Raw genomic sequence first — 26,900 nt, 5'->3', positions numbered from 1 at the left:
ACCAATGCAGAAGACATCATCGTCCGAGACCGTCAACGCGCTCAAAGGCAAGCGCATCCTGGTAACGGGAGGAGCCGGCTTTGTCGGCTCGCACATCGTCGATCAGCTGATGCAGCAAGACGTCGCAAAGGTTGTCGTCATCGACAACATGGTGCGCGGCAGGCTCGCCAATTTGGCAGCGGTCGCCCACCCCGATCGCCTCGAAGTCATCAACGCGGATATCCGCGATCGTGACCTGCTCGACGGCTTGATCGGCAACAGCGACGTCGTCTTCCATCAGGCAGCACTTCGCATCACCCATTGTGCAGCCGAGCCACGTCATGCTTTCGAAGTGATGGGGCAATCGACATTCGATCTGATCGAGTCCTGCGTGAAGCACCGTGTCGAAAAGCTCATCGCCGCCTCTTCGGCCTCGATCTACGGGCTTGCCCCGGAGTTCCCGACAACCGAAGCGGCAGCGCCCTATGCTGACCGGACGCTCTATGGTGGACTTAAGCTTCTCAACGAAAGCCTGCTTCGTTCGTTCAACGACATGTTCGGCCTCAACTACTGCGCCCTGCGCTACTTCAACGTCTACGGCACGCGCATGGATATCCACGGCCGCTACACCGAAGTGCTTATTCGCTGGATGGAGCGCATCGCCGCCGGACAGGCACCGATCATCTTCGGCGACGGCCTGCAGACGATGGACTTCATCGATGTCCGAGACGTCGCACGGGCCAATATCGCAGCGGCGCTCTCCCCGGCATCCGACCAGGTCTATAACGTTGCCTCGGGCGAAGAAGTGTCGCTCAAGCAACTCGCCGATGCGCTGCTGAAGACGATGGGACGGCCAGACCTGTCGATCGAATATATGCCGGCTCGAAGCGTCAATCCGGTCGAGCGACGCCTTGCCGACCCGAGCAAGGCAAAGGAGCAGCTCAGCTTCGAAGCGACGATCAGCCTCGAGCAGGGACTTTCCGACCTTGTCGAGTGGTGGCAGCAGGAACGCGCACTCTCGATGGAGGCAGCGCAATGATCCCACTGATGCGTCCTCTTGTCGGCCAGGCTGAGGCTGACGCTGTTGCCGCGGTCATTGCCTCCGGATGGCTGACTCAGGGCCCGCAGGTTCTTGCTTTCGAAAACGAGTTTGCAGCCATGACAGGCGCTGCACATGCTTGTGCGGTGTCGAACTGCACGACTGCCCTGCATCTGGCGCTGCTGGCCGTTGGCGTCGGTCCGGGCGACGAAGTCATCACCGTCAGCCACAGCTTCATCGCCACGGCCAACTCCATTCACATGTGCGGTGCAACGCCGGTGTTTGCCGATATCGGTCCTGATGGTTTCAACATCGATCCGAACGCAATCGCAGCCCTCATCACGCCGCGCACGAAGGCAGTGCTGTGCGTCGACCAGATCGGCATGCCCTGCGACCTTCCCGCGATATGCGAAGTCGCCCGCGCCCACGGCCTGCGGGTGGTTGAGGACGCGGCCTGTGCGAGCGGAGCGGAAATCCAGGCCAACGGCACCTGGACCAAGCTCGGCGGCACGTTCTCCGATGTCGCCTGCTTCTCCTTCCATCCCCGCAAGATCCTCACCACGGGGGAAGGCGGAATGATAACGACGAATGATCCCGAAATCGACGCACGCTGCCGCCTGCTTCGCCAGCACGGCATGAGCGTTTCGGATCTTGCCCGTCATAAGTCCAACCGCGTCGTGACCGAAACTTACGACGAATCCGGCTTCAACTACCGCATGACCGACATGCAGGCGGCCGTCGGCCGCGAACAGTTGAAGCGACTGGACAGCATCGTTGCCGAGCGCCGTACCCTGGCGCGACGCTATGCGGAGCAATTCAGTGAAATCGGCGAAGTCGCTGTGCCGGCCGAACCCGGTTGGGCGCGCTCGAACTGGCAGAGCTACTGTGTTGGCCTGCCTGAGACGGCGAACCGCGACGGCGTCATGCAATCCATGCTGGACAAGGGCATAGCGACCCGCCGCGCGATCATGTCGAGCCATCTCGAAAAGCCTTGGCAAAACGCTCGCCACGGCGGGTTGGAGCGATCGGAGATGGTTAGCCGCACCCATCTGATCCTTCCGTTGTTCAACGGCATGACGGAAACCGAGCAAGACATCGTGGTCGACGGTCTAAAGACGTCGCTCTCCGCGCAAGGATTGAATTGATGCCGGTCGCCGACACTGTTGTCCTGGGTGAAAACGTCGTCATCTACCATCCGGATCTGGCCAATCTCTATGGCTGCAAGATCGGAGATGGCACACGAGTCGGCACTTTCGTCGAGATTCAATCCGACGTCGAGATCGGTGCAAACTGCAAGATCCAGTCGCATTGCTTCATCTGCTCAGGCGTCACCATCGAAGACGGCGTCTTCGTCGGTCATGGCGTGATGTTCACCAACGACCGATATCCGCGTGCAATCAATGACGACGGCAGCCTGCAATCGGCAGCCGACTGGACCTGCCTGCCGACACGCGTTTCCAAAGGGGCCTCGATCGGCAGCAACGCAACGATCCTGCCCGACCTCGTCATAGGTCAATACGCCTTGGTGGCCGCGGGTGCCGTCGTGACGCGCAGCGTCCCGGACCACGCAATCGTCGCCGGCAACCCCGCCCGCATCGTCGGCTCAACTTCCCCTTCGCAACGGACACCCGCATGAACGCGCACGCCACAGTACCTTTCGTCGATCTGTCAATCCAGTGGAACCAGATCCGTGCCGACGTCATGCCCGACGTCGAACGGCTGTTTGAGGCAAACGCCTTTTGCCTGGGGCCATGGGCCACCGAGTTCGAAAAAAGCATCGCCGACTATCTGGGTGCGCGACATGCCGTGGCTGTCAGCAGCGGCAGCGCCGCTCTGCATCTCGCCGTCATTGCCGCGGGAATTCGCCGTGGCGACAAGGTGCTCGTGCCTGCCCATACGTTCATCGGCACAGTCTGGGGCCTTCTTTATGAAGGTGCGATCCCGATCTTCTGCGACGTGGAAGCGGCCACCGGCACCATTGATCTTGCCGATGCCGAACGCCGGCTCGACGACAGCGTCAAAGCCATCATTCCGGTGCATCTCTACGGCCAGCCTGCCGACATGACGGCGACGATGGCGTTTGCTCGCCGGCACAACCTGACGGTCATCGAGGATGTCGCCCAGGCGATCGGTGCGCGCCATGGCGGCCGTAGCCTCGGGACGATCGGCGATCTCGGTTGCTTCAGCTTCTATCCCGGCAAGAACCTCGGCGGCGCCGGCGAAGGTGGTCTCATCGTCACCAATGACGACGAGCATGCCAAGGCGCTGCGGGCGCTCCGAGACCATGGTCAGTCACAGCGGTATCTGCACGAGCGGATTGGCTACAACTACCGTATGGACGGCCTCCAGGCGCTTGTTCTTGGCCACAAGCTCGGCCACCTCGACGCCTGGACGGATCAACGGCGCGCAATCGCGGCACGTTACAAGGACACTCTTGCGGCAACTCCGTTGTTGCTGCCAGAGATCGTGCATGGCGATCACGTCTATCACCTCTATGTGGTGCGCACCGAACGTCGCGACGCGTTGAAGGCTTATCTCGATGGGCACGGCATCCAGACGGGTCTGCACTACCCCATCCCGCTGCATCGGCAGCCGTGCCTGCTCGAAATCGCTGCGGGGCAATCGAACTTCCCTGTCGCTGAAGAATTCGCATCCCAGGGTCTGTCGCTACCGATGTTTGCCGGTATGCGCGTCGACCAGCAGCAACGCGTCATTGACGCCGTCCTTGCATTTTTCGACGGAGAGTAGCCATGGCTGAGACAGCACCGCGCCGCAAGGTTCTCTGCGTACGACCACGACCGAACCCGAACACCGCGCCTATGCTTGCAAATGTCGTCGATGAATGGGTGCATACGCTTGCGTTGCATTGTGATGTCAGCGTCATCGAACAGGATTTCGATTTTGCCGAGGTCTACGAACAGCTGAAACCCGATTTCCTGATCTTCGATTCCGTGCATTGGGGCCGACCGCACCGGTTGAATATCGCCAACGCACAAGCACACCCGCATGTGCCGCGCGCTCTGTATCTCAACTGTGATCCGCACGATCCCATGCGGCCGCTGATTCTGCAGATGCTCGACAATTACGGCATCGACACGGTTTTCTGCACCGGCAACGAACAAATCCAGCATATGCCGGAACTGCTGCGGATCGCCTCTTTCATACTGCCAAAATTCATAGATCCAACCGTCTTCCAGGACTACAAACTCGACAAGATAATCCCCGTCACGGTCTTCAGCGGGCATCTTTTCCCGAGCTTTTACCCTTGGCGGGCGCAGGTGACGGAAGAGATCCAACGCCTCTTCCCGACCTTGGTGTATACGCATCCCGGCTACGACAAGAACCATCAGGCCCCCTTCGAGGTTCGTGACGAGAAATACTCTCAGCTGATTTCGCAGAGCTATTTCTCCATCGCCGACACGACACGGATGGACTACGTCGTTCGCAAGCATCTGGAGATTCCCGCATCCGGCGCCATTCTCGTCGCGCCGGAATCGGAGCCCTTGAAGGAATATGGCTTCGTCGATCTTGAGAATTGCGTGCTCGGCTCGGGCCGCGAACTTTATATCAAGATCAATGCTGTCTCCCGCAGCCCCGACCTCTATTCCTACATCTGCAAGCAAGGGCACGACCTTGTCCATAGCCGCTACACCCGGCAACTTTGGACGCACATGCTCGACTGGTTCGAATGCCGCATCCGGCTGCAGCCGGGCGAAATCGTGCAGCAGCAGGGCAAATTCGGATCGTTCGAAAATGTCCGGGCAAATCCGGGTACGCCGTGGATTGCCGACGCTGTCATCTTCGACAGTCCGATGTCCGCCGTGCTGCGGTCGGCGCGCGACACGATCCTCTCGGGAGAAGACCTTGGATCAACCAAGGCAGCTCTCAACGATCTGACCAACTGGATCGGCCATGTTGCCGAGCCCTGGCTCCTGCTGGGTGTCATCGCGCTTCTTGAGGGGGACCTGAACCAGGCGGCCCTTTGGCTCAGCCGCAGAGGCAATGCTCAGGGCCAATCGGACGCGGAACTCGGCCGCCTCGATCCGGTCGAAATCGCCTGGCTGCTGATGCTGGCCGAACTACTCGAAGACGAGGGCCTTCGCGACCTGATGCTGGAGCGTGCGCTTGACGCTCCCCACCTCAGCATCCGTCGAATGCAATGGCTATGGCGCGACGATGCAGATGAGCAGGATGCCGAAACGACCCGTGTGGACGGGTTCGAGCCCGGCGACTGCCTGTCGATCCATTGGCTCGGCCAGGAAACTCTCGCAACCTGGATTACCCTTGCCGAGCGCGTGCTAGCGTCCAATGGCAGGGCAGATCGCATTCGCTACGGTGCTGTTCTTGACGGCCGGTCCAAGATCATGTTCGGGACAAGTTAAATTGAGGCGAAGGGCGGCCATTGATATAAACGGAATCATCGCGATCACGGCTCCGATTTGGCCTCCGCTTGTCTTTCGATCCTTGACGAACACTTTGCGTTCGACAACCTCGACGTGCTGGGCGAAGGCGCGCAGGTTCGGGCTGACGAGATAGGCTCGACAAGCATACCGCGGTTAATCCACTGCTGGTCGCTGCGTCGGAACCGACACCCAGCATCGTTGAACCGCTGTCTCTCGCCGCCACAAGGCGCGCGATCTCGAAAATGCGTCCGGACGATTAGGGCTTCGCGATCATTCGGTACAAGGGCGTTATCCCTCTCAAAATCGCTCCGACTTCCATTGAACGGGGAATTCGCGTCCGAAGTCAGTTGTTCGCTCTTGGAGAAACTCAAGGCCATTTGTCCAAGGCAACCGAGAACGGGTGCTCGTTGTCGAGAATGAATCAATTGCGTTCGGCCTGGAGGAACAGTCCGAAAAACCTTGCAACAGCCGACAACCGCAGAATTGAAGCGGTGGGATGAAAAACCGTTGCCATAGGTACGTTCGAGAAGCCTCCGGACCCAACTATCCGGCGCGGCGTCGGCGAAGACGCCCGCCAATGCACCGCGCATGTTCCCGGCTGACCAGATGTGTGAAATGGCCCAGCTTCAAGCGGAAAGGTTGGCTGCACGGCAAAGGCGCGGGGACTGTCGATCCAGGCTGGATGGCCTGCGTGAAACGCAGCTGACCAACGGGTGTCAGGCTCTCGCCGAGAACGACATGGGCGTTGGCGTCGGCTTCAGAATGACGCGCCGTCCGGATCGACGGCATCCGGATCATCCAGTGCCGTTTTACCCTTGGCCTTCTGCCTGCGCAGTGTGGTCGCAATAGACCGTCCGCGACGCGGCTGGCGTTCGGCGGTCAACGCTAGACCCAGATCATCCTTGCGGATGTCGATCAGGTCGGCCAGCCGGTCGACAAGACCAAGCACAACCAGGATATCGGCGAGCGTGCCGATTCCGACACCGGGATCCCCCTTCTCGAGGCGCGAGACGGTGCTCGGTGACGTGCCCGCACGCACCGCCAGATCAGCCACGGCGATGCCGCGCCACAAACGAGCGCCGCGCACGTCGTGTCCAAGTCTTTCTAGGGCGGACTTTGATTTCGGCGATCCCATAGCAATGATCCAGATACGATGATAAAATAGCCGTATCACGTCATATATGACTAATTGTGGAATTCAACAAGGGTGCCATAGAGCAGTGGCTCGATTTGGCGGCCGACTAGGCGACGTGCCTGAGCGCTTCCTTCCCGGTCGATGCGTCCCTGCCTGGGACCAGTCAGGGCTAAATAAGACCCGACGCCGGTCCGGCTCCAATAAGCAGCATCGCCACGGATAATCTGCACGGTGCGCAATGTGATCTTTTGCAGGACACGCTTGCCCACGAACGATCCGGTGAACGCCCAAACCGTGCCCACTGCAACCGGCGCAAGCAGTCGCTACGACTGAATAAGCTGCTCGGATAGGACGCCCGTGGCGACGAACGCCTCCTTCGTCAGGCCGGTGTTCAGCAGAAAGGCGGAACCTAGTGCCCCATGATTGCCGGAGAGACCGCTACTCCGACAGCACGCCTCCAAGTGGCAGCCAGTGCAACAGGAAAGCCAGTATCTGGAAACGCGGTCACAGCTGCTGAATGGCGAATACGACGATCAGCACTCCCATGACGGCCTTGACGACAGTGATTTTTCCATCCGCCGAGCGTGTAGCTCGCGAGAGCCGGCATCTTGTCGAACCAGGTGAGCAGGCTTGCTCCGACAAGGACAGTGACGGCCGCCGGAATACCGAACCGCGCCATATAGCGCCACGACCGGCACTCGCGTCAACGGCGCGGCCTTACAGCTGAATCCATCCCGCACGCGGCTTCCAAAGCCAATTTCCATCACGGGCCCAAGTGAGGGGCAGCAGAAAGCGTCCGAGGTCCCCACAACCGTGGCCAAGCCTGGCGGCGCGACCGCCATACGTTCGCGACCGAGAAACGCCCGCCACTGCCGATCCCATACTTCGGCATAGGCATCGCTGAGACCCATCGGCCTCTCCTTCGGAAAGTCCGTCCCCCTTCGAGCGAAAGTCTGGCGCACGGCCTTCGCGAGGGTGGACCACTCAAACTCGAACGTCTCGGCGATCAGCCAAAGATCGTAGAAATCCTTTAGGCGGCTATTCGCCATGCCTAGCGTCACCAGCGCCTCGAACTTCTCTGCGACCACGGTTGCGACCGGATAGGCTCGCAGGTGCGGCGCCGGAGCATCGAGCAATGATGGATTTCTATTTCGACCGGTCCGGGTGTGATGGCATCCCCGAAGCCGATGTCCACCTGAATCGGGATGCGGGCGCCTGCGATGGTGGCTGTGGTGCGGACTCGAATTCCGCCATATTTGACTTCTTCACGGATCGGTGCGGCTTCGAGCGCATCGACATCGAAAACGACGCCATCATCGTCGACTGGCTGCGTGCAAATGGCATGGAAGGTTTCGGCGATAGCCTTCGGGCTGTTCGCACCATAACCCAGCAGGTCGAGGTCACGCGTCGGCCGAAACGGGTCGGCGACCCATGTTACGAACAGCATGCGCCCTTTAGGATGAAGCGGTCGCGATGCGCGGATAGGCTCAGCCGGTACAGGAGCCTTTCGAGCGCGTAGCGCGTCAGCAGGATCAGAAAGTCCGTGCGCTCCGCGCGGGACCGATCCAGAAGCCGGGCGCGCACTGATGCCCCGACGTTTTTCTTCGGTTCAAGCGCCATCAGCCACCGTCGCTTCGACATAGGGTCGCATGGTCGACCAGATTCTGGCCCTCTTCGCATATGTCCAGAGTTCGTCGCTTGTGGTTTTGCGCCGCCGGAGCCCCTCGCGCAGCCCCTCCATCGCAACATCGAGGCCGACTTTCGTCCTGTAACGGAAGCAATCGACGATCGAACGCGCCGGATTTGTGATCGGCACGTCGACCCCCTCGATGCGATGCCGTTCGACACCCTCGGCGAGAGCGGTGCCGGTGAAGCGTACGAAACGGATAGGCGGATAGTCGATCTTGGGGCGCCAAGCCGTTCGATCGATGGCCATCCAGACCGCCGACGGCATTTGCAGCGTCAGCTGATGAAACTGCAGCGCCGAGATCAGGCAGACGATCCCTCTCGGCACAAGCGCCGATGCCTCGGCTAGGGCATGTCGTGCGTCGGCCGTAGCGTCGGGAAGTTGGTAGAGGCCGCGCGCCGGACGAACGACTTCTTCATCTCGTACCAGGCGCGCGAGCGTCTCTGAGCCAATGCCGTGCGCGGCGAAATCCTTCAGCCGCAGCATATGCCGGGCTTTCAGGAGTTCCAGTGCGCGAGCCCGTTGGGTGCCAGCCGTGTCCACTTCCGTGATGTTTCCTCTGCTAAAAATCATACCAGCAGAGGTTTTAACACATTCGCCTCTGAAAAACACCCATGCTCACCTGCTCCTTGACTTCTACCCCAAACTAGAACGAATATAGAACATTACGTGCCCGTCCTGGAGGTCAAGAACGAACGTGCGGTCAGAGCCCGCCACTACGTGAGCCATCAAGCCCTAGCGGCATGTCCCCTTCCCAGAACGTGGGTAAACGGCTCCAGTGGAAAACCTTCCGCTTTCGGCCGTTCGACGACTGCGTAGGTCACCCGGTTCAAGGTGGCGCGCGACATCGGAGCATCCGCGTGATGCCGCGACGGCAGCAGATATCTTGAATTCCCTTACACAGGTCTTCAGGGCGATCATAATGTCGTACCTGGCGCGACAGGCGTTATTCGCCTTGGAGCGCTTGATCCGCTCTGGGGATCGTCCAGACCGCATTCTCGAAGTCGACCTCGTCCCATACGCGTTCTGCAGCTCGCTCTTGCGAACCACCGTGAGGAGATAGAGCCGCATTCCCAAACGGATCGTGGGAAGCGTGGCGATGTGGTCAAGTTGCTTCAGCATCACTCGAATTTCGGAGGATGAGAGCGCGCGGTTTTTCGGCACGAAAGTGGTGATCGACGCTGGTCCCACTTCGGCTGCCTGGTTCGCGACCTTCTCTCCGTTCAGGATGGCAAATCCGTAGATCTACTTCACAGGATGTCTCGCACGTGGATGGCCGTCGCCGGAGCGCCGCGTTCAGCGATTTTCCCGCAATGGGCTCGTAGATCGTCGGGCGTGATCTCCGTCAGGAGACGATTGCGCCATGCCGGCAGAAGTTCTCGCTCGAAGATGGCGCGCGTGCTGTCAGCCAGAGCGCCGGTGAGCCCATATTACTGACACGCTCTTATCCGGAAATAGAAAATAGCAGACTGCCACCAATATACGCTGGGCATTAGCAAACGGGCGCGTCGATCACCTGTTATTCCCCAATGACCGTGCACTCCGTATCCGTGAAAGCCCGCACCGCTCGATCGGGCACTGACCGGCGACGCACCTTGTCGCCGTCAAACCTCCAGGTTGGCTGACACGGCAACCCGCGCTAAACGTTGGATGTCGAGACTTGGCGTTGTTTCGACCGCGATGACAAGTCACGAGGTATATATGTTCGATCTCAACGGCAAATCAGCTCTCGTCACCGGTGGTGGCCGTGGCCTTGGCTTTGAGATGGCAAAGGCACTTGCCAAGGCGGGCGCGTCGGTGGCGATCAATGGCCGCAATCGCTCGGCATTGGAGGCGGCACGCGATCGGGCCGCGAGTGAAGGCATCACGCTTGAGACCGCGCCCGGCGACGTGGCGGCAGATGTAGACGAGATACTGGCCGCGGCGACAGGCAGTACCGGAAGGCTGGATATTCTGATCCACGCCGTCGGTGAGCGCGACCGCCGTGGTACGCACGAGATGGATGCTGCCGGCTTTGCGGCCCTCATCAACACCGATCTCACTGCTGCTTACGGGATGGCGAAGGCAGCGCTGCCTTATCTTCGACAATCGGACGCCGGACGGCTGATCTTCGTTACCTCAATTGCGGCCTTTGCAGCCCGCGCCGGCGACCCCGCCTATACCGCGGCAAAGGGCGGACTTGGCGCATTGACGCGATCGCTTGCCGTCGAACTCGGCTCTGACAGCCTGACCGTTAACGCCATCGCGCCCGGCTGGTTTGCAACGGAAACCAATGCCGCGCTGGCCGCCGATCCCGTTTTGCAGCAATTCGTCGATGTCCGCATCCCATTGAAGCGCTGGGGCCGGCCGGAAGAAATCGCGCCTGCTGCCGTGTTCCTCGCGTCACCAGCCTCAAGCTTCGTCAACGGTATCACCTTGACGGTCGATGGCGGCATGACGGTTCAAATGTAAGCCGCTGCACTCGAAGGAACTGTCAGGGCGCAGAAACCGCTTTTGAAAGTCCGTCGACAAGAAGGCTCGCAAGCGTGGTCGCCGCCTTTTCGGCGCCGGCATTGAGACGCAGGCTGAACTCGGCATCGGGCAAGGCCGGCAGCGCCAACCTTTCGGGCGCAATCGCCACACCCTCGCCGACGAAGCGTTCGGTTCGCGCCGTCAGCGCGATGCCGCCGCGGACCGCGGCACGAAGCCCGGAGAGGCTCGGGCTTGTCGCAGCTATCCGGTAGGGCCGGCCACTTCCCTCAAGCGCATCGACGGCGGCTGAGCGGAAACCGCAGGGCGGATCGAGCACGGCAAGCGGCAATTCCTCGTCGACAGACAAGACGTCCGGCGACGCTGATAGCCAGACCATCGGTTCGCGCAGCACTGCGACTTCGTCAACCGCCCCGCTTTGCCGCATGACGATCATCACGTCCACAGCGCCCTGATCATACTGAGCCACAAGCTCTTTCGAACGACCGACCCGCAGATCCAACCGCACCCGCGGGTGTGCGCGTGCAAACTGTTGCAACAGCGTCGGCAACGTGCTGTCGGCAAAATCCTGGGTGCAGCCGAGCGACACGCGGCCATCAGTGCGTGCGCCCTTGAGGCTGAGCCACGCGTCACGGTGAGCGTCGAGGATCTTGCGGGCGTGGACGACGACATCTTCACCGGCTGGCGTCAGCACCCGGCCGCGCCCGGATGGCGCCAGCAACGCCTCGCCGATCAGAGCCTCCAGCCGCTGCATCTGGGCAGTGACCGCCGAAGGGGTTCGACCGACGACCGTGGCTGCATGAGCCAGCGAGCCGCTTTCGGCAAAGGCCAAGAATGTGCGCAACAGGTCAGGATCAAGCGTCTGCATAACTTCATGATAATCGAACTATCACTCAAAAACAATTCGATTTAATTACACCAATAGAACTGCCAGATTGGCTTCAACACCAACCGACACTTCAAGGAGCCAATCATGCCTATCATCAATGTCACCGTCACCGGCAAGGCCGACCCTGCCCTGTCCCAACGCATCGCCGCCGTCGTCAGCGACCTGACGGCCACGCATTTGCGCAAGGATCCGACGATTACGGCCATCGTCGTCAACTATGCCGATCCGCTTCACTGGTTCGCCGGCGGCCGCTCGCTTGCAGAACAGGGCACCAACAGCTTCTGGCTTGATATCAAGGTTGTGGACGGCACCAACACCAAGCAGGAGATGGCAAGCTACCTTCAAGCGGTCTTCGCCGGTTTTCAGCAGCTGCTCGGCAACGTGCATCCGGAAAGCTATATCCTTGTGCACGAGGTCTCGGCTGCCGCCTATGGCTTCGAAGGCAAGACGCAGGAGTTTCGCTACATCAGCAACCAGCTCAAAGCGGCGGTTTAGGCGCCACGTCTGGGATGGCCGAAAATATACGGCGTCGGCTCGCATCGACGCCGTATGCCTGTTTCGCTCAGTCAGCCGGGCTTTGCTTCCTCATTGCCGCGCAGCAGATGAATGAGCGCGGAAAAGTCTTCGCCACCATGGCCGAGTTTCTCGAACATGGAATAAAGCTGCGCTGCCTGGGCGCCCATCGGCGTCGAGGCGCCGCTTGTGCTTGCCGCCTGCTGCGACAGCTTCAGATCCTTCAGCATCAGGCTTGCTGCAAAACCGGGCTTATAGTCGTTGTTGGCAGGTGATGTCGGCACCGGCCCTGGTACCGGGCAATAGGTCGTCAGCGACCAGCATTGACCGGACGAAGTCGACGCAACATCGAACAATGCCTGATGCGACAGACCGAGGCGCTCGGCGAGCACAAAGGCCTCGCAGACGCCGGCCATGGAAATGCCGAGGATCATGTTGTTGCAGATCTTTGCCGCCTGCCCCGCACCGACGTCACCGCAATGAACGATCTTCTTGCCCATGGCGTCGAGCAGCGGCTTGCCGCGGGTAAAAGCATCATCCGCACCACCGACCATGAAGGTGAGCGTGCCGGCGGCGGCCCCGCCGGTGCCACCCGAAACGGGCGCGTCGAGCGACAGGCATCCGGCCTTGTCGGCAAGCGCATGCGCCTTGCGGGCGCTGTCGACGTCGATGGTCGAACTATCGATCAGTAAAGTGCCGGGGTCGACCAAGCCGAGCAGTTCATCCCAGACATAGAGCACATGCGCGCCAGCCGGCAGCATGGTGATGACGCATTCCGCCTCGCGCACCGCATGCGTGATCGAACCTGCAACCGAAACACCCGTCTTTGCCGCAGCGTTGCGCGATGCCTCCGACAGATCGAAGCCGGTCACCGCGTGGCCGGCCTTCACCAGATTGGCGGCCATTGGGCCGCCCATGTTGCCAAGCCCGATAAAGGCGATCTTCGTCATCTTCACTCCTCCTGAATTGCAATTCGACCGACGCCAACCGGAGCGACTGGCTCCCTCAGGCGACAAACAATGGCAGGTGATCTCGGTTCGTAAATTGCGCGCGCTTCTCTTCCGTCACATTGGAAAGGCCCACCGACCATCTCGGGTTGCGGTCCTTGTCGATGACGGCGGCACGTACGCCCTCATAGAAATCGGGATTGGAGAGCATGCCGAGCGTGGCCGAGTATTCCCGCTCGAGGCATTCATTGAGCGAGGCGCTCTTGCGTCCGGCACGCAGGAGATCGAGCGATAGTGCCATGCTCAGCGCCGAACGCGATCGAAGCAGCGCCAGCGTTTCCCTGCCGAAGTCACTGTTTTCCGCCTCGAGCGCGGCAAGGATCTCCTCGACCGTATCGAAGGCGAAACACCGGTCGATTGCCTTGAGATGCGCCGCGAGCGGCGACGGCGGAACCTCATCGGCCACCCCTCTAATTGCGGCATCGACATCCGCGGCCTTGGCTGAAGGCGGCAGCGCGGCAAGGGTCGAGAATAGCTCGTCGAGCTTGGCGGTCGGCACATAATGGTCGGCAAGGCGCGCATGGATTGCATCAGTGGCGCCGATGTCGCGGCCGGTAAGCCCGAGATAGGTGCCGAATTCGCCGGGCGCGTGCGGCAGCAGCCAGGTGGCGCCGACATCCGGGAAATAGCCGATGCCAGTTTCCGGCATGGCAAGCCGGGTGCGCTCGGTGACGACACGGTGGCTGCCATGTGCCGAGATGCCGACACCGCCGCCCATGACGATGCCGTCCATGATGGCGACGTAGGGTTTCGGGTAAGCGGAAATCCGGCTGTTGACGATGAACTCCTCGCGCCAGAACTGTGCGCCTTCGGCCGGCCGCTCGCGCCCGCTCTCATAGATCATACGGATGTCGCCGCCGGCGCAAAGTCCGCGCTCGCCTTCGCCGGTCACCATCACGGCCGCGACAGAAGGATCGCTCTCGAACTCGGTCAGCGCTTCGGCGATCAACCGGATCATCGGAACGTTGAGGCTGTTCAACGCCTTCATGCGATTGAGCCGGATGCGGCCGATTGCGCCCTGGCGTTCGACGATGACTTCCGGTGCTACCGCCTGCATTTCCATGAAAAGCCCTTCCTATTTCCGGCCGAAGATCGAGCGCGCCACGATAAGCCGCATGATCTCGTTGGTACCCTCGAGTATCTGGTGCACTCTCAGGTCCCTGACAATCTTCTCGACGCCGTAGTCGGCGAGATAACCATAGCCGCCGTGGAGCTGCAGCGCGTCGTTGGCGACGGCAAAGCAGCGATCGGTGACGAAGCGTTTGGCCATGGCGCAAAGTTTCGTCGCCTCGGGGTCACCGGCGTCGAGCGCCGAGGCCGCGCGCCAGAGGAAGGTACGGGCGATTTCGAGATCGGTTGCCATATCGGCGAGGCGAAACTGCAGTGCCTGGAACTCGCCGATCGCCTTGCCGAAGGCGCGACGTTCCTGGACATAGGCCAGTGCCCGGTCGAAGGCGGCCTGCGCACCGCCGAGCGAGGCTGCGGCAATGTTCAGCCGGCCGCCGTCGAGCCCGCCCATGGCAATCTTGAAGCCGTCACCCTCGGCACCGAGGCGGTTTTCAACGGGGATCCGCACGCCGTCGAGCATCACGGCGCGGGTGGGCTGCACATGCCAACCCATCTTCTTCTCGTTCGCGCCGAAGGTGAGGCCGGCCGCATCCTTTTCCACCACGAAGGTGGAGATGCCCTTCGGCCCGTCCTCGCCGGTTCTCGCCATGATCACATAGAGGCCGGACACACCGGCACCGGAGATGAACTGCTTCTGGCCGGTCAGCACGTAGCTGTCACCGTCCTTGACAGCCTTGGTCTTGAGTGCTGCCGCATCCGAACCGGATCCCGGCTCGGTCAGGCAGTAGCTCGCCAGCGTCTCCATGGTCAGCAGCTTCGGCAGCAGCCGATGGCGCTGCTCGTCGGTGCCATAGCGGTCGATCATGCCGGCGCACATGTTGTGAATGGAAACGAAGGAGGCAACCGCCGGGCAGCCGGTTGCCAGAGCTTCGATGATGATTGCAGCATCGAGCCGCGTCAGGCCGGTGCCGCCGACATCGTCGCTGATATAGATGCCCGCCATGCCGAGGGCGGCTGCGGCCTGCAGCTTATCGACCGGGAAATGCTTTTCCTGATCCCACTCAATGGCGTGAGGCGCCAATTCGTCGCGAGCGAAGTCGAGTGCCATCCGGCGGATGGCTTCCTGTTCCTCTGACAGGTGAAAATCCATATGCATGTTCCTCCCTGACCGCATACTGAACGATTGGGGCTAGTTACACCAAATTCCGTACAGGCACAGGTGCAACTTCTCACAGGTTCTGTTCAAAAACGAACAGATCCCTGCAAAAGTCCATTAGCTTTCACTCAGACGATACGGCAGAGCGCCGCGCAAGTCATGGTCGACGATCAGTCTTCGCTTCAATGGTGGTACGGCGCGGCTGGCGCATTTCGTGCGCTCGCAGATGCGGCAGGATATGCCAATAGGATCGAACGCCGCGCGGTTGCCGAGATCGAGGTCGTCGGCGTAGACGAAGGCGTCGGCGTAGGAGATCTCGCAACCGAGCGCCAAGGCGTAACGCGGCTGTGCGGCGCGGAAGCCGCCACCACCCTTGGTGATCTGCGTTGCAAGGCAAAGATAGCGCACACCATCAGGCGTCTCAGCGAGCTGACGAATGATGCGGCCGGGCGTTTCGAACGCCTGATGCACGTTCCAGAGCGGACATGCCGCACCGAAACGGGCAAACTGCAGCTTGGCCGCACTATGGCGCTTGGTGATGTTGCCGGCCCGATCGATACGGGCAAAGAAGATGGGCACGCCCTTCTGGCCCGGGCGCTGCAGCGTCGACAGCCGATGACAGACCTGCTCGAGCGACGCACCGAAACGCGCCGCCAGCAACTCGACGTCGTGCCGGAGTTCGCGCGCCGCCTTGTGAAAGGCCTGGTAAGGCAGGATCAGCGCACCGGCGAAATAGTTTTGCAGCCCAATGCGACAGATCTCGTAGGCTTCCTCCGTGCGGAAACCGGCGCCGCCGGCCACCCGGTCGATCTCTTCTCGGGCGTGCAACTGAGCGATCTGCAGTGCAATCTGGAAATCGCGTGTCGCGGCCGGGGCATAGGGGTTCAGCGTCAACAGACGGGCACGCGGATCGTAGCGCCGGATCGCCTCGTCGCCGGCCGCACCCCGCAAGACACGCACGCCGTGGCGCTGCTCGAGATAGGCGGCCAATGCTGCATGGTTGTCGCCCTCACCGAGCCCGAGTTCGCCTGCGAGTCGCTCGGCGAGAACGTCGATGTCGTGGATATAGTTGTCGACGAAGTGGAAGAAGTCGCGAACTTCCTCATAGGGCGTCGTCTCCACCGAAGACCCGCCGCGGCCGATGGTATCGTCGATGCTGGCCAGTTGCTCGCTGTTGCGGCGATAGGCCTGGTGACAACTGATCAGCGCATGCGCTAGCCCCGGCGCATTCTGGGTGATCAGCTTCAATTCCTGCAGGCTCGGCGAATAGGTCTCGAATAGCGGATCACTCAAGGCTTCCGACAGCGCCGAAAGCAACCTGTCGCCCTCCCCGGTCGAAAGTTCGGCGATATCGATCTGAAACTTTTCGGCAAGGGCCAGAAGAACCGAAGCCGATACGGGCCGCTGGTTGTTCTCGATCTGATTGAGATAACTGGTAGAGATGCCGATGCGCTCGGCAAACTGTCCCTGCGTCGCCCGGTTTGCATCCCGAAGTTCCCTGACCTTGCGGCCGATATAGAGTTTGCCGATCGCCATGTTCGCAACTTTGCAATTTACATTTCGCAATATTCTCTATTTCACATTTGCACATGAACGGGCGTTTTACCATCCGTCCTTCGAGGCTATTGCGAAGCGACAAACGCCTCTGCACAATCACGGAAAAACCGGGAGGGAATTATGCGCGCCATACTCGAACAGGTCGAAGCTCGCCGGGCGGAGGCAAGAGCCGGCGGCGGCCAGCGGCGCATCGACGCCCAGCACGGCAAAGGCAAGCTGACGGCACGCGAGCGCATCGAGGTTCTGCTCGATGAAGATTCCTTCGAAGAGTACGACATGTACGTCACGCATCGCTGCGTCGACTTCGGCATGGACAGCCAGAAGGTGGCCGGCGACGGTGTCGTCACCGGCTGGGGAACGATCAATGGCCGGCAGGTCTATGTGTTCTCCCAGGACTTCACGGTGCTCGGCGGCTCGCTGTCGGAAACTCACGCGCAGAAGATCTGCAAGATCATGGATATGGCAGTCAGGAACGGCGCGCCGGTCATCGGCCTCAACGATTCAGGCGGTGCGCGCATCCAGGAAGGCGTCGCCTCACTTGCAGGTTATGCCGAGGTCTTTCGCCGCAATGCCGAGGCATCGGGCGTTATCCCGCAGATCTCGGTGATCATGGGCCCGTGCGCCGGCGGCGCCGTCTATTCGCCGGCAATGACCGACTTCATCTTCATGGTGCGTGACTCATCCTACATGTTCGTCACCGGCCCCGACGTGGTGAAGACCGTCACCAACGAAATCGTCACCGCCGAAGAGCTTGGCGGCGCCGGCACGCACACGAAAAAATCCTCCGTCGCCGACGCGGCCTACGAAAACGACATCGAGACGCTTGAGCATGTGCGCCTGCTGTTCGATTTCCTGCCGCTCAACAATCGCGAGAAGCCACCGGTCCGGCCATTCCACGATGATCCGTCGCGGCTGGAACGCAGGCTCGACAGCCTCATCCCCGATAGCGCTGCCAAGCCCTACGATATGAAGGAACTCATCCTCGCGCTTGCCGACGAGGGTGATTTCTTCGAGTTGCAGCAGAGTTTCGCCCGCAACATCATTACTGGCTTCATCCGCATGGAAGGCCAGTCCGTCGGCGTCGTCGCAAACCAGCCGATGGTCCTTGCCGGCTGCCTCGATATCGATAGTTCGCGCAAGGCGGCCCGGTTCGTCCGTTTCTGCGACGCCTTCTCGATCCCGATCCTGACCCTCGTCGACGTGCCGGGCTTTCTGCCGGGCACCGCCCAGGAATATGGCGGCGTCATCAAACATGGTGCCAAGCTGCTTTTCGCCTACAGTCAGGCAACCGTACCGATGGTGACACTGATCACGCGCAAGGCCTATGGCGGCGCCTATGACGTCATGGCCTCCAAGCATATCGGCGCCGACGTCAACTATGCCTGGCCGACCGCCGAAATCGCGGTGATGGGCGCCAAGGGCGCGACCGAAATCCTCTACCGCTCCGAACTCGGCGACGCCGAGAAGATCGCGGCGCGTACGAAGGAATACGAAGAGCGCTTCGCCAATCCGTTTGTCGCCGCAGAACGTGGTTTCATCGATGAAGTCATCATGCCGCACTCTTCGCGCCGCCGCATCGCCCGCGCCTTTGCCTCGCTTCGCAACAAGCAGGTCGATGTCCGCTGGCGCAAGCACGACACGATCCCGTTGTGATGGAGGCAATCATGGAGCCGGAACGCGAACGCATCATGACACCGGAAGAGGCCCGCCGCGACCATCGCGAGATGCTGCGCTATCTGGCGGTCAATGCGCTCTATGGCCTTGCGACCGGGGCAACAGTCGCTGGCGTGCTGATCTGGCTCAACATCGGCGCGGTCGGCACCCATATCGCCCGCTCCACCAGCCCCATCCTCGCCACGGCCATGGTTGTCGTGCCGTTTGCGCTGCTCTTTGGCGGCGCCGTTGCGGCATCGTCGATCGCGCTCCTGCCCTATCGGCGCAAATTCAAACGCTGACGCGACACCAAGGATTTGAAAGAGAAACGCATGTTCAAGAAGATCCTCATCGCCAACCGTGGCGAAATCGCCTGCCGCGTCATCAGAACCGCGAAGAAACTCGGCATCGCCACCGTCGCCGTCTATTCCGACGCCGACCGCGATGCCATGCACGTGCGCATGGCGGATGAGGCCGTTCATATCGGCCCCTCGCCTTCGGCGCAGTCCTATATCGTCATCGACAAGATCATCGAGGCGATCCGCAAGACCGGCGCCGATGCGGTTCATCCCGGCTACGGCTTCCTGTCGGAAAATGCCGCCTTCGCCGAAGCGCTCGAAACGGAAGGCGTTGCCTTCATCGGTCCGCCGGTTGGCGCAATCCAGGCGATGGGTGACAAGATCACCTCGAAGAAGCTTGCGGCCGAAGCGGGCGTCTCCACCGTGCCCGGCCACATGGGCCTGATTGCGGATGCCGACGAGGCGGTAAAAATCTCCGGATCGATCGGCTATCCCGTGATGATCAAGGCGTCGGCCGGCGGCGGTGGCAAGGGCATGCGCATCGCCTGGAACGACCAGGAAGCGCGCGAAGGCTTCCAGTCCTCCAAGAACGAGGCGAAGAACTCGTTCGGCGACGACCGGATCTTCATCGAAAAATTCGTCACCGAACCGCGCCATATCGAAATCCAGGTGCTCGGCGACAAGCACGGCAACACGCTCTATCTCGGCGAGCGCGAATGCTCGATCCAGCGCCGCAACCAGAAGGTCATCGAGGAAGCCCCCTCGCCGTTCCTGGATGCCGCCACCCGCAAGGCCATGGGTGAACAGGCCGTGGCACTGTCAAAGGCCGTCGGCTATCATTCGGCCGGCACGGTCGAGTTCATCGTCGATGCCAATCGCAACTTCTATTTCCTCGAGATGAACACCCGCCTGCAGGTGGAACACCCAGTCACCGAACTCGTGACCGGCCTTGATCTTGTCGAGCAGATGATCCGCGTTGCGGCCGGCGAAAAGCTTGCCTTCGGTCAGGCGGACGTGAGGCTCAACGGTTGGGCGGTTGAGAGTCGGCTCTATGCCGAAGACCCCTACCGCAATTTCCTGCCTTCGATCGGCCGGCTGACGCGCTATCGCCCGCCTGTGGAAGGTGCAAACGACGACGGCACAGTGATCCGCAACGACACCGGCGTCTTCGAGGGCGGCGAGATCTCGATGTATTATGACCCGATGATCGCCAAGCTCTGCACCTGGGGACCGGACCGCCTGACGGCTGTCGAGGCCATGGCGGAGGCGCTCGACCAGTTCGAGGTCGAAGGCATCGGTCACAACCTGCCGTTCCTCTCCGCCGTGATGCAGCAACAGCGCTTTCGCGACGGCCGCCTGACGACCGCCTATATCGCCGAGGAGTTCGCCGACGGTTTCCATGGCGTGACGCCGGATGAAGCGTCGGCGCGCAAGCTGGCGGCGATCGCCGTCTCGATCAACCAGGTCCTGCAGGAACGTGCCAGCCAGATTTCCGGCACCATCGGCAATCATCGTCGCATCGTAGGCTACGATTGGGTGGTCAATCTTGCCGACATGGACTTTGCGTTGACTTCAGGCGCTTCGGCCGATGGCGCCTATGTCCGCTTCGAAGACGGCACGTCCGCCTCGATCGCCGGCGACTGGACGCCGGGCCGCACGCTCGCCACCTTCAACATCGACAATCAGCCGATGAGCGTAAAGGTGGAACTGACGGGCACGGCGATCAGGCTGCGCTGGCGCGGCATCGACGTGATTGCCCGGGTCAGGAGCCCGCGCGTCGCCGAGCTTGCCAAACTCATGCCGAAGAAGCTGCCGCCGGACACCTCCAGGATGCTGCTCTGCCCGATGCCCGGCGTCATCACCTCGGTCTCGGTCAAGGCCGGCGATACCGTGGAAGCGGGCCAGTCGCTGGCAATTGTCGAGGCGATGAAGATGGAGAACATCCTGCGCGCCGAGAAGCGCGCCACCGTCAAGCGCGTGGCCGTTATCGCCGGCGCAAGCCTCGCGGTCGACGAATTGATCATGGAATTCGAATGATGAGCGCCAAGCAATCAAGCCCTCATTCCTGTGCTTGTCGCAGGAATCCAGCAGCGCCGCGTGCGCGGTGCACGAGATCATTTCTTCACGCGAGAGACATCGCGTGACTGGATCCCTGCGACAGGAACAGGGATGAGGTCCGAAAGGTGCCCTTTGGGCCAAGGAGTTACCGATGAGCGATAAGACCGTGAAAGATTGGGAAAACCTCGCCGAGCGCGAACTCAAGACGGCGCCGGAAAATCTTACCTGGCAGACGCCGGAAGGCATCGCCGTCAAGCCGCTCTACACGGCTGACGATCTCGACGGCATCGGCCACCTTGGTTCCCTGCCGGGCTTCGCGCCTTTCCTGCGCGGCCCGCGCGCGACGATGTATGCCGGTCGGCCGTGGACGATCCGGCAATATGCGGGATTCTCGACGGCAGAAGCCTCGAACGCCTTTTACCGCAAGAACCTCGCTGCCGGTCAGAAGGGCCTTTCGGTTGCCTTCGACCTTGCCACCCACCGCGGTTACGACAGCGATCATCCGCGCGTCGAGGGCGATGTCGGCAAGGCCGGCGTGGCGATCGACAGCGTCGAGGACATGAAGATCCTGTTCGATGGCATTCCGCTGGAGGAAATGTCGGTGTCGATGACCATGAACGGTGCTGTGATCCCGATCCTCGCCTCCTTCATCGTCGCCGGCGAGGAACAGGGCGTTTCACGCGACAAGCTGTCGGGGACCATCCAGAACGACATCCTCAAGGAGTTCATGGTCCGCAACACCTATATCTACCCTCCGGAACCCTCGATGCGCATCGTTGCCGATATCATCGAGTATACGGCAAAGGAGATGCCGAAGTTCAACTCGATCTCGATCTCGGGCTATCACATGCAGGAGGCGGGCGCGACGCTGGTGCAGGAGCTCGCCTTCACGCTCGCCGATGGCCGCGAATACGTGCGCGCCGCCCTTGCCAAGGGCCTGAACGTCGACGAGTTCGCCGGTCGCCTCTCCTTCTTCTTCGCCATCGGCATGAACTTCTTCATGGAGGCCGCCAAGCTTCGCGCAGCACGGCTGCTGTGGACGCGGATCATGACGGAGTTCGAGCCGAAGAAGCCGTCTTCACTGATGCTGCGCACCCATTGCCAGACATCGGGCGTCTCGCTGCAGGAGCAGGATCCGTACAACAACATCATCCGCACCGCCTTCGAGGCGATGTCGGCAGCCCTTGGCGGCACCCAGTCGCTGCACACCAACTCGTTCGACGAGGCGATTGCGCTGCCGACCGAGTTTTCGGCGCGCATCGCCCGCAATACCCAGCTGATCCTGCAACATGAGACGGGCGTCACCAAGGTCGTCGATCCGCTGGCGGGCTCTTACTATGTCGAGAGCCTCACCAACGAGCTGGCGGAAAAAGCCTGGGCGCTGATCGAAGAAATCGAGGCGATGGGCGGCATGACCGAGGCGGTCAATGCCGGACTGCCGAAACGGCTGATTGAAGAGGCGGCCACCCGCCGGCAGGCGGCGGTCGACAAGGGCGAAGAAGTGATCGTCGGCGTCAACAAATACCGTCTCGACAACGAAGAGCCGATCGACATCCTGGAGATCGACAATACCGCCGTGCGTGCCGCCCAGATCCGCCGGATCGAGGAAACCAAGCGTCGGCGCAATTCGCAGGATGTCGCAAATGCACTGGCCACTATTACCGAATTCGCTCGCACCGGCGACGGCAATCTGTTGGCCGCCGCGGTCGAGGCTGCCCGTGCCCGGGCAACGGTCGGCGAGATCTCCGACGCGATGCGCGCGGCCTTCGGCGACCATGCAGCAACGCCCAAGGTGGTCAGCAAGATCTATGGCAAGGCCTATGAGGGTGAGCCCGAACTGGCGGTGCTTACCGAACGGCTGGGCGAGGTCTCGGACAAGCTTGGCCGCAAGCCGAAGATCATGGTGGCAAAGCTCGGCCAGGATGGCCACGACCGCGGCGCCAAGGTGATCGCCTCGGCCTTTGGCGATATCGGCTTTGACGTTCTGGCAGGCCCGCTGTTCCAGACCCCCGAAGAGGCGGCCGACATGGCGCTTGCCAGCAAGGTCAACGTCATCGGTGTGTCATCGCTTGCCGCCGGCCACAAGACCCTGATGCCACAGCTTGCCGATGCGCTGAAAAAGCGCGGCGGCGAGGATATCATCGTCATCTGCGGCGGCGTCATCCCGCGGCAGGATTACGAGTATCTGATGGATAACGGCGTGTCCGCCGTCTTCGGCCCCGGCACGAACGTCCTTGATGCCGCCCGCGCGGTGCTCGACCTGATCGAAGGCAAGCGGCGAAACATTTGAAGCCTGACCGCACCGGGATTCCACCGGTGCCTTCTTCAAAGGACGGGCGCGACAGCGCACAATAGCGTCCTTCCAGTCCGCTCCGGTGTTCGACAAGCAAGAGCCGAAGTCGAAACGGGTGTAACATTGCTGTCTGGAACTCGAGCGGCGCGCGCAATTGTGCAAGGACCGTTTTTCCGCCGGGGTTCAATCTGCGGGAGGACGGTAATGCGCAAACTTCAATCGCAAGGGGTCCATCACATCACGCTCGTCGGCGCGAACCGCCAGACGTCGATCGACTTCTGGGAGGGCGTGCTCGGCATGCCCTTCATCTTCGAGCAACCGAACCTCGACCGGGCGGCGGAAAGCCATCTTTATTTCGATCCGGGCGATGGCCGCTTGATCACCGTCTTCACCGACGAGGCCCGCAAGCCCGATCCCGATCGGACATCGACGGATATCGGCTGCGTGCATCACATCGCCTTCGCCGTCTCGCGAGCGACGTTCCAGCAGGCGGTCGACCGTCTCAACGAGCGGGAGATCCGCAATAGCGGCGTCAAGGATCGCGGCTTTATGGATTCGATCTATTTCGAGGACCCGCTTGGCCTGTTGATCGAGCTTGCGTCCTATCGGTTCGAACCGCCGGCCGGCCATACTCATGCCGAGGTCCTGATGGAAGCGCACCGGATTCGCGTCGCCCGCAGCGAATACGCCATCGCCGAGGAGCATCTCGCCGATGCCATCGAGGCCCTGGTCGAGCGGACCCGGCCTTCATTGTCAACCGATCGGGTGCCCAGGAATCCGTACTGAGCACCCCCGCGAAAAGGGAGGAACACTCGTGTCGGCAATCAAACTCAATGTCATCAAGCCCAGCGTCAACAACCTGACGGCCCGCGTGTTCGTTCGCGCCGCAGGTCTCGATTTCAGCGAGCATGACGTTTATGGGCTTACGCGCTCGGCCGAGTATCTGGCGAGGGCGCCTTCGCACCTGACGCCGATGATCGAAACGGCGGATTTGCCCAAGGGCGTACTGTGGGAAAGCTACGATCATGCAGTATCTCTGCAACAAGCACGGGCTCAACGACTTTTATCCGAAGGATCCCGAGGCACGCGCAATGATCGACAGCGCCATGTTCTACCTGATCGGCACCTTCTATCCCTATCTCGCGCGCGCCACTTATCCGGTGCTCAAGTTCCCACAATATCCAGGCGAAGTCGGCTATAGTGATGCAGACGACGCCACCAAGGAGCATGCGCGCAAGCAAGCTGCGAAGGCGCTGGCCGAACCGCTCGAAGTCTTCCACACGTTCTATATGGGCGAGAAACCCTTCATCGGTGGCACCAAGCCGTCGATTGCCGACATGAGGCTTGCAGCGACGCTCGAGTTCCTCGCGGTAATCGACTATTCCCTGCCGGCCTGGGCGGCAACCTATATGGCGGCGATCGAGAAATCGCTCGGCAACGCCTACTCCGAACCCGCCGCCGATGTTCGCGGCTATATCGACTACGTGAGAGCTCAGAGGCAAGAGGAACTGACAGGAAATAGACGTGATCGAATAGAATGAGTGGGAGCGGATGCGGGAGAAGAACCGCAATGGCGGCATCGGCCGTTCATTGGACAAGAAGCGCTATGCCGGTCGCGCCGAGCGCCAATGTCCAGAGACGATCGAAGTTGATCCACGCTGAGCGCAGGGCCGCGAGACCAAGCCACTCGAAGACCGCGAGCGCGACCGCCGCGATGACCGCGAGCATGACGCCGCTATGCACCGCAAGGGCGGCAAGCGCGACCGGGAGGGAGCTGGCCATTGGGATTGCGAGGTCGCCGGACCGATCGGCCAGACAGATGCTGAGCATTGCGGGCACCAGCATCAACCCCGCCCCGTGGCTCGTTGCCATCAGGAAGGACCAGAACGCAAGGCCGGCCATGCCGGTTCGCATTCCCACTCTGACGCGGTGGCGGTGTCCGTAAACGGCGCCGTAGGCGGCAAGGCCAAGTATGAGCGAGGCGGCGGCAAGCCTGAAGCTGTCCAGATCCAGGGCTGCGCCGAATGCGATGACCACCACCAACACGGTCGCGATGGAAATCGCATGGCCAATCGCAATGGGAACAAGGGACAACCAGACGGTCCGCCGGCTCTGGCGGTGAAGCCCCAGCGCCACGGCGAAGAGCCAGCCCATCGCCGGATTGAGACCGTGAAAGGCGCCGAGGCCGGCAAGTGAAAGCCATGGCCAGAAGGTCGTCATTCGCCATGGTAGGGCCGCACGCCCGCACCCTCCTCACGGATAACAATAGGAATCGGACGAGCAGTCCCCGCCTTCCAGGCGAACCTGATGCGGGCGATGGCCTTTCGGCCAATCGACGAAGAAATTCTCGTCAAACGCGATTCCGCCGCCCTCATTGACATCCAGCTTGACCATCCACCCGTCGATACCGTCGGGATAGAATTGCGGGTCGATTGCGCCATAGAGCGAATTGGTGAAATAGACCCGCTTGCCGTCCCGGCTAATCTCCACCATCTGCGGGCCACCGTTCAACGCTCCGTTTGCAGCCTTCGGATGGGTCGCACGTGAGACGATGCCACCGATGCGCACTCGGCCCGTCTCGTTCGGGGCGAATGGGTCGGAAACATCATACTGGATCATGTCACCGGTGCCCCAACAGGAAACGTAAAGGAACCGATCATCCATCGACAGGTCGATGTCCGTGACGAGCGGCGCGACCGCGCCGAAGCCCTTGAGGACGGGCGGCAGGAGATCCGGATCGGCGGGCTCCGCCGGGATTTCTATCACCTTCTTGACCGCCCATTGATCTCCGTCACGATACCAGGTCCAGATCGACGCCGAGAGATCCTTGAGGCTGATGACACAGCCGACGAAGCCATAGGCCTTGGTCGGATCGTGGGCCGGGCGCAGTTCAAAGACGAGCTGGTGCTCCTCGCCGAAGTCGATCTCTTGCAGGTGCTTGCGCTTGTGCAGATCCCAGAAGTGCAGCCTGCGGCCGTATTTCGAACCGAGCAACACTTCCGGAACCAGCCCGTTCTCGAAGGTATCCGGCGTGCCCCATTCGCTGGTAATCAGCGTGTCGTGACCGAGATGCCACCAGAAGTCATAGGCGAGCTTCTGCGGTCCACGATCCATTTCCCATTGGCCGAGCACGTCGAAACTCTCGTGATCCAGCAAGAAGATGCCGCCGGGCGCATTACCGTCGCGGTCGGCGAGCGCGTTGACGTAGATGCCCTCGGGGCCGCAATGGATGGTGTGCAACCGCGAATAGTTCGCCTTTTCGGCAATTTCGGAAGGCTCGATCACGCGGATGATCTTCGGATTGCGCGGGTCCGGCTTGGTGTCGATGATGTGGAGCCGCGAGGATCTCAAACCCGGGACTACGAGATAGCGACGCTCGACATGCGGGTGCGGCGCATTGGGGCAAAGACAGGAGGAGCAGGCGTTCCAGCCGAAATGATGGAGCTCGTCGCCAACGTTCGGCATATCGACCTGTGCAACGATTTGCGAATAGCTCGGTGACGTCGGGTCGACATCGACCACGGCGATCGCATCCGGCCTCGCCCGCTCAGGATCGAAGGCTGCGACATAGGCTAAGGTTTCCTTAGGAGCCTTGGCCGCCATGCGTGGTGAAGGATAAAAAGAAGGATCGGGTCGCCACGTCGCCATTTCCATTCTCCCTGGAGAATTCCCAATGCGTGGATCCTGATGCAGCC

General features: G+C 61.2%; 21 protein-coding genes and 4 pseudogenes. 13 read left to right on the top strand and 12 right to left on the bottom strand.

The genetic code is table 11. The features are described from left to right. The first annotated feature begins 4 nt into the window (after window positions 1-4). The 5 genes from J3R84_RS23330 to J3R84_RS23310 are packed head-to-tail and all read left to right on the top strand — an operon-like array spanning window position 5 to window position 5,400. Complete coding sequence (locus tag J3R84_RS23330; protein ID WP_203528841.1) at window positions 5-1,018, top strand: NAD-dependent epimerase/dehydratase family protein; 1,014 nt, start codon at window positions 5-7, stop codon at window positions 1,016-1,018. Then, a complete protein-coding gene (locus J3R84_RS23325; protein ID WP_203528842.1) occupies window positions 1,015-2,163 on the top strand; it encodes a DegT/DnrJ/EryC1/StrS family aminotransferase in 1,149 nt (382 codons plus the stop codon). The genes J3R84_RS23330 and J3R84_RS23325 overlap by 4 nt, the downstream gene beginning before the upstream one ends. Further along, a complete protein-coding gene (locus J3R84_RS23320; protein WP_203528843.1) occupies window positions 2,163-2,654 on the top strand; it encodes an acyltransferase in 492 nt (163 codons plus the stop codon). Before J3R84_RS23325 ends, J3R84_RS23320 begins: the two co-directional genes overlap by 1 nt. After that, window positions 2,651-3,766, top strand: coding sequence for a DegT/DnrJ/EryC1/StrS family aminotransferase (locus tag J3R84_RS23315; RefSeq protein WP_203528844.1), 1,116 nt, complete (start codon window positions 2,651-2,653; stop codon window positions 3,764-3,766). Before J3R84_RS23320 ends, J3R84_RS23315 begins: the two co-directional genes overlap by 4 nt. A gap of 2 nt (window positions 3,767-3,768) precedes the next feature. Beyond that, window positions 3,769-5,400 carry a glycosyltransferase gene (locus J3R84_RS23310; protein ID WP_203528846.1) on the top strand — a complete coding sequence of 544 codons (1,632 nt, stop codon included), beginning with the start codon at window positions 3,769-3,771 and terminating at the stop codon, window positions 5,398-5,400. 479 nt (window positions 5,401-5,879) lie between these two features. Here J3R84_RS23310 and J3R84_RS23305 read toward each other — a convergent pair. The 5 genes and pseudogenes from J3R84_RS23305 to J3R84_RS23285 form a co-directional block, all read right to left on the bottom strand. Then, window positions 5,880-6,210: pseudogene (locus J3R84_RS23305) on the bottom strand (type II toxin-antitoxin system HipA family toxin); the annotation flags it as partial. Next, window positions 6,179-6,556 (bottom strand): helix-turn-helix domain-containing protein, encoded by a 378-nt coding sequence (locus J3R84_RS23300; protein ID WP_057204609.1) that lies wholly within the window; start codon window positions 6,554-6,556, stop codon window positions 6,179-6,181. The pseudogene J3R84_RS23305 and the gene J3R84_RS23300, both read right to left, overlap by 32 nt. A 717-nt stretch (window positions 6,557-7,273) precedes the next feature. Further along, a pseudogene (locus tag J3R84_RS23295) lies at window positions 7,274-8,176 on the bottom strand (nucleotidyl transferase AbiEii/AbiGii toxin family protein). After that, on the bottom strand, window positions 8,166-8,786 hold the full coding sequence (locus tag J3R84_RS23290) for a type IV toxin-antitoxin system AbiEi family antitoxin domain-containing protein (RefSeq protein WP_156585442.1): 621 nt from the start codon (window positions 8,784-8,786) through the stop codon (window positions 8,166-8,168). The pseudogene J3R84_RS23295 and the gene J3R84_RS23290 overlap by 11 nt, the downstream one beginning before the upstream one ends. 221 nt (window positions 8,787-9,007) lie before the next feature. After that, a pseudogene (locus J3R84_RS23285) lies at window positions 9,008-9,655 on the bottom strand (tyrosine-type recombinase/integrase); the annotation flags it as partial. Between the two features lie 289 nt (window positions 9,656-9,944). Between J3R84_RS23285 and J3R84_RS23280 the strand changes: the two are divergent. Continuing rightward, the gene (locus J3R84_RS23280; RefSeq protein ID WP_084814905.1) at window positions 9,945-10,694 is read left to right on the top strand and encodes an SDR family oxidoreductase; all 750 of its coding nucleotides are present in this window, start codon (window positions 9,945-9,947) and stop codon (window positions 10,692-10,694) included. 22 nt (window positions 10,695-10,716) lie between these two features. Here J3R84_RS23280 and J3R84_RS23275 read toward each other — a convergent pair whose 3' ends face one another. Continuing rightward, the gene (locus J3R84_RS23275; RefSeq protein WP_203528848.1) at window positions 10,717-11,580 is read right to left on the bottom strand and encodes a LysR substrate-binding domain-containing protein; all 864 of its coding nucleotides are present in this window, start codon (window positions 11,578-11,580) and stop codon (window positions 10,717-10,719) included. A gap of 105 nt (window positions 11,581-11,685) precedes the next feature. Between J3R84_RS23275 and J3R84_RS23270 the strand changes: the two genes are divergently transcribed. Further along, window positions 11,686-12,096 carry a tautomerase family protein gene (locus J3R84_RS23270; protein ID WP_203528850.1) on the top strand — a complete coding sequence of 137 codons (411 nt, stop codon included), beginning with the start codon at window positions 11,686-11,688 and terminating at the stop codon, window positions 12,094-12,096. Between the two features lie 71 nt (window positions 12,097-12,167). Here the strand turns inward: J3R84_RS23270 and mmsB are convergent, their stop codons facing one another. The 4 genes from mmsB to J3R84_RS23250 form a co-directional block, all read right to left on the bottom strand. Next, on the bottom strand, window positions 12,168-13,064 hold the full coding sequence (gene mmsB, locus J3R84_RS23265) for a 3-hydroxyisobutyrate dehydrogenase (RefSeq protein ID WP_203528852.1): 897 nt from the start codon (window positions 13,062-13,064) through the stop codon (window positions 12,168-12,170). Window positions 13,065-13,119: 55 nt separating this feature from the next. Next, entirely contained in the window at window positions 13,120-14,184 is a 1,065-nt protein-coding gene (locus J3R84_RS23260) for an enoyl-CoA hydratase/isomerase family protein (RefSeq protein ID WP_203528854.1), read from the bottom strand. A gap of 12 nt (window positions 14,185-14,196) precedes the next feature. Continuing rightward, window positions 14,197-15,339: an isobutyryl-CoA dehydrogenase gene (locus tag J3R84_RS23255; protein ID WP_203528856.1), complete on the bottom strand. Its 1,143-nt coding sequence runs from the start codon at window positions 15,337-15,339 to the stop codon at window positions 14,197-14,199. 123 nt (window positions 15,340-15,462) lie between these two features. Then, window positions 15,463-16,881, bottom strand: coding sequence for a helix-turn-helix domain-containing protein (locus J3R84_RS23250; RefSeq protein ID WP_057218849.1), 1,419 nt, complete (start codon window positions 16,879-16,881; stop codon window positions 15,463-15,465). A gap of 141 nt (window positions 16,882-17,022) precedes the next feature. On the opposite strand from J3R84_RS23250, the gene J3R84_RS23245 reads away from it, so the two are divergent. From J3R84_RS23245 to J3R84_RS23220, 6 genes and pseudogenes are all read left to right on the top strand, one after another. After that, entirely contained in the window at window positions 17,023-18,555 is a 1,533-nt protein-coding gene (locus J3R84_RS23245; protein ID WP_203528858.1) for an acyl-CoA carboxylase subunit beta, read from the top strand. An 11-nt stretch (window positions 18,556-18,566) separates the two neighbouring features. Beyond that, window positions 18,567-18,857, top strand: a complete 291-nt coding sequence (locus J3R84_RS23240; RefSeq protein ID WP_025429057.1) for a hypothetical protein — start codon at window positions 18,567-18,569, stop codon at window positions 18,855-18,857. Between the two features lie 30 nt (window positions 18,858-18,887). Then, window positions 18,888-20,891 carry an acetyl-CoA carboxylase biotin carboxylase subunit gene (locus J3R84_RS23235; RefSeq protein ID WP_203528860.1) on the top strand — a complete coding sequence of 668 codons (2,004 nt, stop codon included), beginning with the start codon at window positions 18,888-18,890 and terminating at the stop codon, window positions 20,889-20,891. A gap of 172 nt (window positions 20,892-21,063) precedes the next feature. After that, a complete protein-coding gene (gene scpA / locus J3R84_RS23230; protein ID WP_203528862.1) occupies window positions 21,064-23,202 on the top strand; it encodes a methylmalonyl-CoA mutase in 2,139 nt (712 codons plus the stop codon). Window positions 23,203-23,409: 207 nt separating this feature from the next. Next, window positions 23,410-23,991 carry a VOC family protein gene (locus J3R84_RS23225; protein WP_113569817.1) on the top strand — a complete coding sequence of 194 codons (582 nt, stop codon included), beginning with the start codon at window positions 23,410-23,412 and terminating at the stop codon, window positions 23,989-23,991. Window positions 23,992-24,019: 28 nt separating this feature from the next. Further along, window positions 24,020-24,746 (top strand): annotated as a pseudogene (locus tag J3R84_RS23220) (glutathione S-transferase family protein). A gap of 46 nt (window positions 24,747-24,792) precedes the next feature. Here the strand turns inward: J3R84_RS23220 and J3R84_RS23215 are convergent. Together J3R84_RS23215 and J3R84_RS23210 are read right to left on the bottom strand one after the other, a co-directional pair. After that, window positions 24,793-25,425 (bottom strand): hypothetical protein, encoded by a 633-nt coding sequence (locus tag J3R84_RS23215; RefSeq protein WP_203528864.1) that lies wholly within the window; start codon window positions 25,423-25,425, stop codon window positions 24,793-24,795. Between the two features lie 33 nt (window positions 25,426-25,458). Beyond that, window positions 25,459-26,853, bottom strand: coding sequence for a selenium-binding family protein (locus J3R84_RS23210; protein ID WP_203528866.1), 1,395 nt, complete (start codon window positions 26,851-26,853; stop codon window positions 25,459-25,461). Between the last annotated feature and the right edge of the window lie 47 nt (window positions 26,854-26,900).

The sequence above is a fragment of the Ensifer canadensis genome (assembly GCF_017488845.2).
GTDB classification, from domain to species: domain Bacteria; phylum Pseudomonadota; class Alphaproteobacteria; order Rhizobiales; family Rhizobiaceae; genus Ensifer; species Ensifer canadensis.
This window is presented reverse-complemented; position numbering and strand designations above follow the sequence as displayed.